Origin of the sequence: Epilithonimonas xixisoli (assembly GCF_004365655.1) — a bacterium.
Taxonomy (GTDB): domain Bacteria; phylum Bacteroidota; class Bacteroidia; order Flavobacteriales; family Weeksellaceae; genus Epilithonimonas; species Epilithonimonas xixisoli.
In genome coordinates this window covers 1,504,169-1,516,182 of record NZ_SOEO01000001.1, presented here as the reverse complement: position 1 = coordinate 1,516,182, position 12,014 = coordinate 1,504,169, and the positions used below count along the sequence as shown (strand labels likewise).

Sequence of the window (12,014 nt, the reverse complement as noted above, 5' to 3'; positions counted from 1 at the left end):
GTCAAAATAGAGTAAAAGTGAACCAAAATGTTGTCAGGAATTACCATTGAAAATTTCGTTAAGTCAGCGTTTTGGAACTTTCGTCAGCGTTTTTTTTCAGTCCGATAGAAAGTGAATTCAGACCTTATGCGCAAAGATTTTTTGGTCTGGATTCAATTTCTTTTAGATTCAAGTTTGTCCAATATTCAGAACCGTTGTTTTTATACCGAATGTTCAATGGTGTTTCTGCCAACAATCAATTATCAGTAATTGTTTTGCAGATGCTTGTAAATAAAGGGTTTTTGCTTACTTTATTTTTTGAAGTACAACATAAGTACAACTTTTCACAACCTTTTTATTTTACAAATATCTACCGCATAAAAATAGCTAATTATAGGCATTGGAACGCTATACTTTTTCTGTTTTTTATCCTTGCTTCTTCCTCCGATTTCTCAAACTAATTGCTGTTCTGAATTTTGAAAATGTATGTTTTCGGTGCGATAGCACCGCATTGCATCACATTGTACAACCTTGTGTATTGCTCATAAAATGAGATAGATAGAACTTTGTAATAGCTATAGCAAAGCATTTATTAACTCTTAAATTTTAAAACAATGGCAAGACAAAAAGGACTTATGAAGTACGTTGGCACCATCGGCGATGTGCGACACTTCAAAATAAAAGGTCAACAAGGATTTTTCGCCGGAATGGTTGGTGGACCAACCGCAGAACAAGTAAACTCCGCACCGGAATTTGAACGTACTCGTGAAAATATGAACGAGTTTGGCGGATGTGCAAGAGCCGGAAAGTCTGTGAGAACAGCACTTTCTGCGTTAATGTCAAAAATGGCAGATAGCCAGGTTACAGGCAGGCTTACTTCAATAATGAAGAAAATCAACTTGGAAGACGGAACGGAAGCCAGAGGTTACCGAAAGGTCGAAATCTCAACCCAAAGAAATTATTTACTGGGTTTTGAGTTTGACAAAAAACTTTCCATAAATGGCGTGTTCAATGCTCCGTATGATGTAACCCATACCGCAGGTAGGGAAAGTGCAGATTTTATCATTGCTCCGTTTAACCCAGCCGATTTGATTTCTGCACCTTCAGGAACTACACATTTCCGATTGATTAACGCTTTGGCGGTGGTTGCAGACTTCGTGTACAATGCTACAACAGGCACTTACGAACCTGATGACATCGTAAACAATGAGTTGAGCATCGTTGAGTATTCGGATTATATCCCTTTAAATTCGGCTTATGCAGGCTCTACATTAACCGCAACACTTCCCGGTGCTCCAACGCTGGGCGCAAATGTTACAGTTATTCAGTGTATCGGGATTGAGTTTTTCCAAGAGGTCAACACCAATTATTATGCGCTCAATTCTGGCAACTGTTTGCGAATTGAAGATGCGTTTTAAGCCAATAAAATCAAAAGCCTTCTTCACAAGAGAGGGCTTTTTTAATTAATTCTAAAAACGATTTTCAAATGAAAGCAAAAATCATAAGAGTTGCCGAAGGCAAACAAAGCACATTGAGCCAGCTTTACATTGAGGGTATTTTTCAATGTTATTTGTTGGAAGACAAAATCAGAGCCATCAAAATACCGAAACAAACCGCTATTCCTGAGGGAAATTACTCTTTGAGATTAAATACCTGGGGCGGAATGAATGCCGAGTATCGGCAGAAATTTCCGAAGTTTCACAAAGGAATGATTGAGATAAACGGCTTGCCGAATTTCAGTTTTGTGTATATCCACATCGGGAACAATTTCAGACAAACCGCAGGTTGTCCGTTGTGTGGTTTTGGGTTCGATTTTATCGATGGCGATTATCAAATCGTAAGAAGTAAAGATGCTTACCAAATGATTTACCCAAAGCTCTTGAGCGTTGCACAAAGCGAGGAAAATCAAATCAGCATCGAAAATAATTTTCAATTTTAAAACCCTACAACAATGGAAAATGCAATCACATTAAACATCGTGTTCGGCTCTTTAATTAGTATGCTGTTGGCGATTGTTGCCTACTTCATTAAACAACTTCATTCCGATTTTAAGAATATGGAAAAGGATTTAACCGAAGTAAAAACAATGGCTTTAATCATCAAAACCGAATTCAAAAGCAGTTACAGTATGCTCAATCAAAAAGTAGATTATCTGGAACACCGCGTCAACATTATTGAACAAAACAATTTAAAACATTCAGGCAATGAAAAATAATAATTTAAACTTGGTAGAGCGTGTAAAAGCTCCAACGCCAAAATGGTTCAAAATCGTTAGAGCCATCGGCATCACATTGACCGCCGTAGGTGGTGCAATCTTAACCGCTCCGGTGGCTATTCCTGCCACGATTGTAACCGTTGCAGGTTACTTGGCATTGGGCGGAACCATCGCCACGGCAGTTGCACAAACCGCTATCCAAGCGGAAGAAAGCAACAATACCGAAAGTAAAGATGAAACAAAAAATGCTGAAAAGCCTTAGTACATAAGGTATTCAGCAATGGTTAGTTTTTCAAATCCTGTCCTTTGGGCGGGATTTTTTGTTTTCTGCATCCGCTTGCATCGTTTTTATAAAACGGTGCTTTTATATTGCCTTTATATGGCTGTCAAAGTGCCAATAATGGTAAATCAGTGGGTATGGTAGAAGCAAACGAAGGTAGCCGAAAAGGCTACCTTTTTAAATGCCTTGAAATATACATTCGTTTCAGTTCGGAAATTAAAAGAAGTTGCTCGTACATCGCTCTTTCGTTTTGCGCCAAAGCTTTAAATGCTTTTACATCTTTTTGATAGGCAGTTTGTTTTTGCTGTAAATGTGCCATTTGTTCAAAAACGAGGTTTTTAAAATCGCCAATGCGGATGAATGGAATAACCGAACCTACAAAGAATTGATGAAAAGATTTTGCTTTCCATAATCCAAATAATAAGGTGCTGTACTGGTCTAATTCTTCCGCATTACGGCAGGAAATAACGAAACAATTCGGGCAAGGGGTTTCTAAAGGTTTACCGCTGTTTAAACCTTTGGAAAGGGCGTACAAATCAAATTCTGACTTTTGATTTTTTGGGCTGTAGGTGTAGATTTTTGGAGTTTTCATACTATCTGCTTTAAAAATTTTGCTCCGCTCCGCTTCGATGAAATATTTTGAAAAGAAGAAAGAAAAAAAGGGAAAAAAAAGAAAAAAGAAAGCCGTTTTAAAGGTGGCGTGGCTAAAAAAGCAAAAGGAAACGGAATAAGTCCCGAAGGGTGGCAAGGCAACGAAAAAACTCGGCGAAGCCACCATAAATGCCTTGCCATTATGCCGTAGTCTTTTGCTTTTTTTGGGCGTTGGGCTTGTGGAAGCCACCTAACTTTGCTTACTTTTTTTTATTTATTGACCGGCTACTGATAAACTAATCGTCTTTTCATTTTCAGCTATCAATCAAGTTTCAATCGAAGAAATTTTTTCTTTTTAATTCTTCCGAAAAAGTCAATCGGAAACGAAACTTTCTTTAAAAGCGTTGGCAATGGGGCAATAAACTCGCAGGGATAAAAAGGCATATCCAAAACTATTGGCGGTGGGAAAAAGCAAGGGTATGCGTCTCGCAATACGCTTGCTGTGCGGTGCTGAGGCGGGTGCAAATCAAGCGAAGTGCAATGCAATGAAACCACGCTGTTTGCACCTGCCGGAAGCACTTGGGGAATAAATAACTTATGCCTTTTTATTCCTGCACCGCTGAAATGGGTGGTGGGGAGCGTGGCAAGAAGCGTGGGCTGTGCGGTGGGGAGAAAAAATACGGCTTCCGATACCCGAAAAATATGAGCGTTGGGATTGTGCGTTGGGATATTTTTTCGGGTAGCGGACTATGGCATTGGCTATTTTACATAATGTTATTATAGGACATTTTTGCGTTGGCGTAGTCGCCTACAAGCGTGGGGAAAATGTACTATAATGCCACATTATGTAACTTAGCTTCCACCGATTTGCATACTGGCATAAACGGAACGGTGGTGGTGGTTGGAGTGCAGTGTCTTTTTGCTTTGTTTTTTGGGTGTTGGGACAGCTCTTTGCCACCGCAGGAACGAGGATGGCAATGTGCTGTAGAGCGTTGGCAAAAACAACGCAAAAAGTATGACAGTTGCAAATCGGTGGCAATGCCATAGAAGGCAGGCGAAGCGTTGGGCTTGTGCGGTTGGCGCCTGGCTTAAGCCGTATTTTTTCTTGGCGTGGGCAGAGCGTGGATGTCTTTATTTATAAAATTCCGTTTACTAATTCAAGTTCAGAAATCATTTTATCAACTTTCACTCTGTCAAATTCATATTCCTGGTTTCTTCTATCTACAAAGCTGTTAAATAGCTTCTCATTGTTTTTGTCAATAAATGAATCTTCAAAGTGAGGATAGTTAAAGTCAGAAGTTGAAATAAATGAAGACATAAAGTTTCCCCCTCCATCTTTTAAAATATGTAAGGAAAAATTCTGAAAGATTTTAAATAAGTTACTATCGCTCGTGAGGAAATAGGGATAGATATTTCTTTGTAAAATTTCAAACAATCGAAAACTGCTGGTCGTAAATTTTGAATGAAACATATCCCAAGAGGTTCCTAATATTTTTTTCTTTACTTCTTTTGGTTTAGAATCCAAACCAAGCATTTTTCTGAAATTAGTATTGCCACCAAAGATATTCATTGCTAATTTGTATTCTGCTCCCCGAAATATCTTTAGTTCATCAATCATCCAATCAGCAAACTCGTTGATATTACTTTCAGCTTTGCTTTTGGTAACACCACCAAGTGCAATACTTCTTATTTTCAATAAAGCACAATAACTATTCATTAGTATAGGATAAAAGGCATCTAAAGCATTGTCAGGCAATTTTGAAAAATCTTTAAACACAAACATATCTCTGAAGAAGTCATACTTAAATTTTTTAAAAACCTTTAATGGTATTTGCTCAAAAAAATCTATTCTTGATTTGAAATCGAGAAGTTTTTGTTTGTCGAGAACACCTGTTTGATTACATAATTCCATTAAAGCAAAAAATGGATTTATTTTTATCTCTGGGTGTTTTTCCAAATACTCTTTTAATGCAATTATCTTTGAGAAATCTACATTTGTTGCATCCTTTCCATAATCTACGACTTTAATAATATGCAAGCATACACAACTATCTAAAAAGATAACAGGTTCAATACCATCTTTGAGACATTCGTCAATAAATTCTTGTGGCGGTAATGGGCATTCTCCCTTTTCGGAAAAGCAACTATATGATGTTGGTATAGACTTCAAGTGTACAACTAATTTTCCTTCTAATTAATAATACGATTAATAACCATAGGTAAGAAAATCTCGTCTTCGTTTTCTTCTAATTGAGTACCAACTTTACAATCAACCCCAATAAAAAAAGCTTTATCTCCAAATCTAACAACTTGTCTGTACTCTGGATTGCGTACTGATAATTTCTTAATTGCCTCATCGGGAATCTTTCCTTTCAGTTGCAATAAAACATCATTATTGAAATCAAAAGTTACTACATAACGATTGCCATTTTCATTAATACCAGCGGAAAATGAAAACATATCAGGGTCTAACTGACCTATATCTATAATTGGCACTTCGGGGAAAAAGAGACTTTCGAAAGTATCGAATCCTAATCTTTTTAAATGCAATCCGAGGTCTTTTGCTAATTTAAAATGATTATTAGAAAATATATTCTGAGGAGATAAAAATTTCTGTAAGCTTTCCCAATATGTAGGTATTGATTGTAAGGGAAAATGTAGAATAGGCTTTGCTTTATCAACACTATACAACACAAACTCTTTTCCATTACATAATGCGAAAAAGTTCACTCTAACTTCGCTATGTATTGCGTAAGAATATGCCTGTTCAACGTGATGTGATTTTAAAATATCTTCTGTTGGTGCTTTAGCATCTAATATCCAAGCTGGCTTGTCATTAACCTCGAAAAGATAATCAGGTATTATGTAGATGTTTTTCTTTTGAGAACCAATCGAAACAAAAGGATGTAATAATTTTCTGCTCCTTACTATTTGGTTGGGTTTACCGGATGAATAGCCTAAACCTTTAATAATTGGCAATATTATTTCTTCACGCACAGAATCTTCCTGAAATTCAGGATTATTTAGAAGGGTAAAATCAAAGCCTTCCAATACATTGAAGAAATGATGTGTATTCATAATTAATACCGATTAAGCCTATGCGCCTGTTATTTTTGTGTATTCGAGCTTAATTTTATCTATATCATACACATCTACCTCTAAGCAATTGAATTTTTCAGGATAGAATATAGCAAGATTATATCCTTCAGAATATAAAGAGCTTTTGAATTCTATTCCGTCAAATCCCATAGATTTTATTAATTCTGAAAGATATTGCGTAGGCAAATAATCCAACTCACTATCATTTTTTCTTCTGGGTGTAGAAAGTTCCTGTTCCAATTTATCAATAAAAGAACCGTGTATCATAACTTCCTCTAATGATTCAATTTCTGCTAATCTGAATACATCATAGGTTTGACGACTTAAATTGACTACTCGAAGGTTTTCTTCAAGCCTAAAAGTACCTATGGAAACATAATCATATAAACTTGCTCTTGCTTCAAATAAAGTTGTAGTAATATCATTAGCCAAGTATAGATATGAAATCCCGTGTGGATTTGCTCTGCCACTTTTTGCTAAATGATTTGGTGGGTTCCCCATTTCATTTGCCGGGTATCCTTTTGTTGTGTTACTTATTCGAGCCCTGTAGAATTTTTTTCCTTTTGGTACTTCTTTTTCAAAATACCGGAATAAACTTTTTAATTTTTCAAGGTCTAAAGCATTTACAAAATGAAATCTATTTACAGATTTAATTTCATCGCAAAACTTATCCCACGAAAGAGCAAGAGGCTTTATAATCACGTCTTCAATATCGGAGTTGTGATATTTCAAACGTACTGGATTGTCTAAAACATTTTGATAGTCGGCAATATCATCTTGAATAATGTCCGTAATAAGTCGCTTTACACAATTAGCGTCAATAAGCTTTTGCGTAAATACTTTTTGAGAAAAATCGACGATTATCTGTTCTTCAACAGGTTTGCCATCATCAGTATTTACTTCATACAAATCTAATATTCCCTTAAAGAAAATACTCAATTCGGATGCGTCATAAATACTTGCATTTTCAGAATTACAATAATCACATTTACCTGTTGTTTTGTTTCTAAAAATGACATCATTTATATAATTGCTTTCAAAACAATTTGTACAACAATTCATAATTAGATTAATTTCAGAACTAAGTCAATGTGATTCATAAGAGAAAGTTTTTTCAAAGTACCAAGACCTGGGAAATGTCCATTTGCGTGATATTCTCTAAAAATAGGAATAGCCACAGAATTATAACCTGTAGCATCACACCAAGCAATTAATTTATTTAAAGCTTCTTCAAACTTTCCTGCAATATCCGATTGGTCATCATTGGAATTTGAAACAAAATGTTTAACCTTAATTTTATTTGTTGTTGCGTCTGAATAAGATAAGTGTATAGCTACGGCATAAGGTAAAAACCCACTCTCTGAGTATTCTTCGCCTATGGCTAAATAATCTGAAAAACCTGCAAATCCCTCATCCTCATAATATAAATGTTCTTCTGAGAAATCACTTTCATCTGCTTGTAGGTAATCAGCATTTCTAACTTGAGACTTGAAGTAATCATCGCATTCAATTAAGGTATCTCTTTCAAAGTTTCTAAAATACCTTCTACTTGTTAGGGATAGATTAATTACGTTGTATTTTATTTGAAAATGTTGCTGATAAGGTGCAAGAATTTCCAAAATGTTATCTGAAGCTACATTATGTATAACACTTAAAGATTCAAACAAGTCTGAATTTTGCTGTAGTACATTTAGAAGTGCTGTGTGGTTATTACGACTATGGAAAATAATTCCTACTTGATAATTCCTATAAGTACCTATACAATTTCTTAGAGCTGTAAATATAGCACTGGGGTCATTAAATGTTCCTACTTGAGGATTGACAATTACCGTGAAATTTATATTATTGCTGGCTAAACCTGATATAGTAGTCTTTAAAGTTGAAGAATCTTTTACAGGTTCTATTATCGGTGAAACTTTCGCTCTGTTATTTACAAGTACTTCCGGTATTAATTCTCTAATACCAATCAGTTCAAACTGTTTGCCTCTTATATAGGGTTGGTACATACGTTTTTGGTTGCTAAAAAGTGATATAAGTTTTGGTATTCCTGCTGATTCAAGTCTAAAGAATTACAAATATGCTTTAGTTCTTTAGGGGTATTATTTGATTTTAATAAACTTGGCTGTTGTAATTTACGCTCCTTAAGCTTATTTAAAACCTGTTTTTGAAAATCTGCAATCTCAAGTTGCGATAAAAGCGAATAGCATTCTTTGAAGATTTTAGTATTTGGGACATCTGGCAGTGAGCCAAAATTTGATATTACTAAATCCAAATATTCTTGCTTTCTTAAAATTTTAAATATTGTTTCAAAATCGAATAACAAAGAATTACTTTCAGCCTCTTTTAAAATATTCAACTTGTTTTTAGCATCCAACGAGATAACCCCAATATTTGTAGTGGCATATTCGCTAATTATTTTTTTAGCATATTTTTCATCAGTAACGACATATACTTTATCAGCAAATTTCTGATAATCACATAACTGTTTAGATAACTTGCCTAAACCATCAAGCTCTGTTTTAATTTCATAAATTCTAACAGCACCGTTTAGCAAAACCAAATCAGCTTTTGAAGCACCAACTTTTAATTCATTAATAGTTAAGGTTTCACTTAAGCTATAATTTTTTATAATATCAAGCGTTATGTTATTCTTGTAAATGTATTCACATCTATAATTCTTTTGTAAGGACTTGTACAAAAATTTAATTATATCCAGATTTGAATATTCATTATGAGAACCTATATATTTAGCAACTTTTTTCTCAAAAGGCAAAAAGTCATTTTCCCTAACTATCTTATGAAAAACAGGGGGTGAGAATACTTGGGAAAGCATTCTTAAAGTTTGAATATTTTGCACATAACTTTTCACACTACAAAGTTAAACTTTTATTGGTTGTTGTTGGATATAGTAGGTAGGAATATTAAACATCAGTCAGTTTTATAAATGAAACAACTTACTAAAAAGCAATCTTTTGTATTCTAACCTACTCTAATTTTTGGAACTTTATTCTCTGAAACCAAATATACAAAAACATAATTATCTGAATTAATGAATTAACAGTAAAAAAAGTAAGTAGGATAACTAAATTTCCGCAAAACATATTTTTTGTATTTCGTAGAAATACAAAAACCGATTTATCGGGATGATTGGAAGCAAAGCAACGAAGTGCTTGTTTCGGTTTGCACCGAAAAGGTGCAAAGTGGCTTGTTTTTTATAGGAGATAAAAAATAAAAAATCTTTTTGGTCAAAAAAGGTTATCCTACTTATCCTCTCTAATTAAGGTAATGAGGTGCAGAATGCACCGATATTTTATAATAAAGCGGAGCTTTAGAAAATAGGTTTTTGCCGAAGGCAAAACCGATGAAGCAATGCTGTGCAAAATCCTACTGTAAGTAGGATAAGTACATTCTGTCAAAAAGATTATTTTTTTTTCGCAGAAATAAAAAACGGATTTATCGGGTTGATATGATGCAAAACGGTAAACCGTAGGTTTTCGTTTGCACTGAAAGGATTTGTTTTGGCTTGTTTTTTAGCGAAGCTAAAAATTGAAAAATGTTTCTGTTCAAAAATGCTTATCCTACTTATCCACGCCAACGAATGAAAAAAGGTGCAGAATGCACCTTTACGAATTATCAAATCTGAATTTGGATTGCTCCGGTGGTTTTGGCTGTTCGTGTGGCGGTTCTTTCTCCCTGTTTTTGTTTTCTACTTCGTCCCAAGTTAATTCTTTGACGGCATACACATAGCCATTCTTTTTGGAAAGTCGCAAATAGCCGTGTTTCTTTAATGCTTTGCCCAATTTCATAACCGTCCCGTCTGTGATGTTCAGCTTTGCTTTGTCGGCTAATTTGGCTCCGATTTGTGAGGTGTTGAGGAAAGCGTTTGCGGTATCTCGGTCTGCTAAATCAAACCAGGTTAACAGTAATTCTTCTTCAGGACTTCGGATTTGGTATTGCTCGTTGTTGGCATTGATTTCCTTGATTTCTTCCTGGTTGAACCAATAGCGAAAATCTTCTTTATACAATTGCTTTGCCTGTGCATAAGCCAAATTAATATCAATGTTGTGGGTGTACTCAATATGCTCCACTTCAAAGCAGAGGAAACGGCGTGAGCCGGTTGTATCGTTCAGAAATTGGGCAGTGTTTACACTGCCTGCAAAGGAAGCCCTGCGTGGCAGGCTTTCGTTGTTATGGCCGTAGGCTTTTCGCATACGGATTTGCGTTTTCGTAATTAACTCTTTAAGCGTACCGATTTCGGTACGGTTCAGATTTTCCAATTCATCCAGATTGATGAGCATACATTCTGCCAAGTGGATTAAAGTGTCTTTATTGTTGGGATTTATCGTTCCTGAAAACATATAATCTTTCAAGGGTTTTGGGATGAGTTTTTCTATCCACGTTGTTTTTCCTACGCCTTGTTTTCCGCTGAATACGATTACGGTTTGGTTAATCGCTTTTTCGTTGGTTACGCAGGCTACCATTGCTACAAACCATTTTTTAAAACAGATTTGCCACAATTCTTGCTTTGTGGTAGTTATGGTATTAGCAAGGTTTAGGATGTGGTCGGTTTCATCTTCGTTGGTTTTTAAATCCTCAAAATAATCTTTAAAAGGGTCGTATTGCTGGCAATAATCGGAATGCAATAAATTGCGAAGCGTATTGATATTGCATTTTACTTTTGCCTTTAAAATCTCCCGCAGGATTGAGTTTTCAACGAAATCCGTAACGGGTTTCCAAAGCGTAGCTTTGATTGCTTTGTACTGCAATTTTCCAGTAACGATGTTATAGCGAAAGCAATAACGAAAGTTTAAAAAGTTTTCCAAACGGTCTATGAAACTGGGCTTTTCTTCTTCCTCTTCCAAATCATCGTTAGATGATTTTTCGCTCTTGGATGGCTCGGAAATTTCGCTTTTTGGATTTACTGCTAAATTACTTTTGTTGTGTTCTATCACATTTTTGTAAGCACTGTTTACAGTGGTCATTACTTCTTGTGCATCGTAATTGTAATCGGACAAAATAAAGCCCATTGACGCAGGCAATGGCACGCCTTTTCGGTTGAGATTGCAGGCTAATAAATGAACAAAATTGTTTCTGTTTCCATTGATGTAGCTTTCTTTCTTTTCAGTAAATCTTACGCAATGCTCGTAGATAGGCAGGTAATCATTCAATGAATTTCCCGAAGGGAAACCATTGCTTGCAATGGTTGTAAGCTCGTTGATTGCTTCTGAATTTTGCTTTTCCTCTCCTAAATCCTCTCCAAAGGAGAGGACTTTGAAAATGCTTGCATTTTCATTAAGAAATAAATCCGTGTCGAAAGACACGAAACAAAGGCGTGTAACGTCTTTGCCGGATTTGTCTATTGGCAAAGCCAATAGTTCTTCATAGTATTTTTGCAAAGCAAGGAAAGCATCTTTATGATTTTCCTGCGATGAATTTACTTTTACAAAAATCTTTAACCCGTTGCCCGATGGACTTGTGAACGATGCGAATGTATAAGGGCTTTGGCTTGCCAATGCTTTAGCATTGGTCAATTGTTCTTTAGACAATTTATCAATATCTAACACAACCATTTGCGTGTAAGCCGTGATAAACTCTAACTTTCTACCGCCTTTGAAACACGCCGAAGGTGTGAAAGCGGGCAAAGATTTCTTTGCCCTTTCGTAAGCTTCCATCTTGCTTTCTGCCAATGATTTTCTCAAATAGGTAATCACATTTTTGTATTTACCTGTTTTGATGTCTTCCAGTACCTCAATGATTTTTTGGTTTTGTACCACTTCATTGAAGTTTTTAAAAATACTTACTACCATAACTTTCAGATGTTAGATATTAGACTTGAGATTTTAGATTTTC

At 35.5% G+C, this 12,014-nt stretch carries 12 protein-coding genes; 5 read left to right on the top strand and 7 right to left on the bottom strand.

The window, feature by feature from the left end; all coding sequences use genetic code 11:
- Positions 1–593 precede the first annotated feature (593 nt).
- The 4 genes from B0I22_RS07055 to B0I22_RS07040 all read left to right on the top strand — a co-directional run bounded on the left by B0I22_RS07055 (position 594) and on the right by B0I22_RS07040 (position 2,456).
- Positions 594–1,397 carry a hypothetical protein gene (locus B0I22_RS07055; RefSeq protein ID WP_133943926.1) on the top strand — a complete coding sequence of 268 codons (804 nt, stop codon included), beginning with the start codon at positions 594–596 and terminating at the stop codon, positions 1,395–1,397.
- Positions 1,398–1,465: 68 nt separating this feature from the next.
- Positions 1,466–1,918 carry a DUF5675 family protein gene (locus B0I22_RS07050; RefSeq protein WP_133943925.1) on the top strand — a complete coding sequence of 151 codons (453 nt, stop codon included), beginning with the start codon at positions 1,466–1,468 and terminating at the stop codon, positions 1,916–1,918.
- Between the two features lie 12 nt (positions 1,919–1,930).
- The gene (locus B0I22_RS07045) at positions 1,931–2,194 is read left to right on the top strand and encodes a hypothetical protein (RefSeq protein WP_133943924.1); all 264 of its coding nucleotides are present in this window, start codon (positions 1,931–1,933) and stop codon (positions 2,192–2,194) included.
- Positions 2,184–2,456 carry a hypothetical protein gene (locus B0I22_RS07040; RefSeq protein ID WP_133943923.1) on the top strand — a complete coding sequence of 91 codons (273 nt, stop codon included), beginning with the start codon at positions 2,184–2,186 and terminating at the stop codon, positions 2,454–2,456. The genes B0I22_RS07045 and B0I22_RS07040 overlap by 11 nt, the downstream gene beginning before the upstream one ends.
- A 187-nt stretch (positions 2,457–2,643) precedes the next feature.
- On the opposite strand, the gene B0I22_RS07035 is transcribed toward B0I22_RS07040, so the two are convergent.
- Positions 2,644–3,066, bottom strand: coding sequence for a DUF6943 family protein (locus B0I22_RS07035; protein WP_133943974.1), 423 nt, complete (start codon positions 3,064–3,066; stop codon positions 2,644–2,646).
- Between the two features lie 866 nt (positions 3,067–3,932).
- Here B0I22_RS07035 and B0I22_RS07030 point away from each other — a divergent pair.
- Positions 3,933–4,112 (top strand): hypothetical protein, encoded by a 180-nt coding sequence (locus tag B0I22_RS07030; protein WP_133943922.1) that lies wholly within the window; start codon positions 3,933–3,935, stop codon positions 4,110–4,112.
- Between the two features lie 88 nt (positions 4,113–4,200).
- Here B0I22_RS07030 and B0I22_RS07025 read toward each other — a convergent pair whose 3' ends face one another.
- From B0I22_RS07025 to B0I22_RS07000, 6 genes are all read right to left on the bottom strand, one after another.
- Positions 4,201–5,235 carry a hypothetical protein gene (locus tag B0I22_RS07025; RefSeq protein WP_133943921.1) on the bottom strand — a complete coding sequence of 345 codons (1,035 nt, stop codon included), beginning with the start codon at positions 5,233–5,235 and terminating at the stop codon, positions 4,201–4,203.
- A 20-nt stretch (positions 5,236–5,255) separates the two neighbouring features.
- Entirely contained in the window at positions 5,256–6,143 is an 888-nt protein-coding gene (locus B0I22_RS07020; protein ID WP_133943920.1) for a type I restriction enzyme HsdR N-terminal domain-containing protein, read from the bottom strand.
- A gap of 18 nt (positions 6,144–6,161) precedes the next feature.
- Positions 6,162–7,226 carry an RES domain-containing protein gene (locus B0I22_RS07015; RefSeq protein WP_133943919.1) on the bottom strand — a complete coding sequence of 355 codons (1,065 nt, stop codon included), beginning with the start codon at positions 7,224–7,226 and terminating at the stop codon, positions 6,162–6,164.
- Positions 7,227–7,228: 2 nt separating this feature from the next.
- Positions 7,229–8,170: a sce7725 family protein gene (locus B0I22_RS07010; protein WP_133943918.1), complete on the bottom strand. Its 942-nt coding sequence runs from the start codon at positions 8,168–8,170 to the stop codon at positions 7,229–7,231.
- The gene (locus tag B0I22_RS07005; protein ID WP_133943917.1) at positions 8,152–8,997 is read right to left on the bottom strand and encodes a sce7726 family protein; all 846 of its coding nucleotides are present in this window, start codon (positions 8,995–8,997) and stop codon (positions 8,152–8,154) included. Before B0I22_RS07005 ends, B0I22_RS07010 begins: the two co-directional genes overlap by 19 nt.
- Before the next feature lie 790 nt (positions 8,998–9,787).
- On the bottom strand, positions 9,788–11,971 hold the full coding sequence (locus B0I22_RS07000) for a VapE domain-containing protein (RefSeq protein ID WP_133943916.1): 2,184 nt from the start codon (positions 11,969–11,971) through the stop codon (positions 9,788–9,790).
- Positions 11,972–12,014: the final 43 nt, after the last annotated feature.

Excerpts from the sequence above, each read along its gene's own strand:
- B0I22_RS07045 (WP_133943924.1), top strand. The coding sequence starts at position 1,931 with ATGGAAAATGCAATCACATTAAACATCGTGTTCGGCTCTTTAATTAGT.
- B0I22_RS07050 (WP_133943925.1), top strand. The coding sequence starts at position 1,466 with ATGAAAGCAAAAATCATAAGAGTTGCCGAAGGCAAACAAAGCACATTG.
- B0I22_RS07035 (WP_133943974.1), bottom strand. The coding sequence starts at position 3,066 with ATGAAAACTCCAAAAATCTACACCTACAGCCCAAAAAATCAAAAGTCA.
- B0I22_RS07000 (WP_133943916.1), bottom strand. The coding sequence starts at position 11,971 with ATGGTAGTAAGTATTTTTAAAAACTTCAATGAAGTGGTACAAAACCAA.
- B0I22_RS07005 (WP_133943917.1), bottom strand. The coding sequence starts at position 8,997 with ATGCTTTCCCAAGTATTCTCACCCCCTGTTTTTCATAAGATAGTTAGG.
- B0I22_RS07040 (WP_133943923.1), top strand. The coding sequence starts at position 2,184 with ATGAAAAATAATAATTTAAACTTGGTAGAGCGTGTAAAAGCTCCAACG.
- B0I22_RS07010 (WP_133943918.1), bottom strand. The coding sequence starts at position 8,170 with ATGTACCAACCCTATATAAGAGGCAAACAGTTTGAACTGATTGGTATT.
- B0I22_RS07020 (WP_133943920.1), bottom strand. The coding sequence starts at position 6,143 with ATGAATACACATCATTTCTTCAATGTATTGGAAGGCTTTGATTTTACC.
- B0I22_RS07055 (WP_133943926.1), top strand. The coding sequence starts at position 594 with ATGGCAAGACAAAAAGGACTTATGAAGTACGTTGGCACCATCGGCGAT.
- B0I22_RS07015 (WP_133943919.1), bottom strand. The coding sequence starts at position 7,226 with ATGAATTGTTGTACAAATTGTTTTGAAAGCAATTATATAAATGATGTC.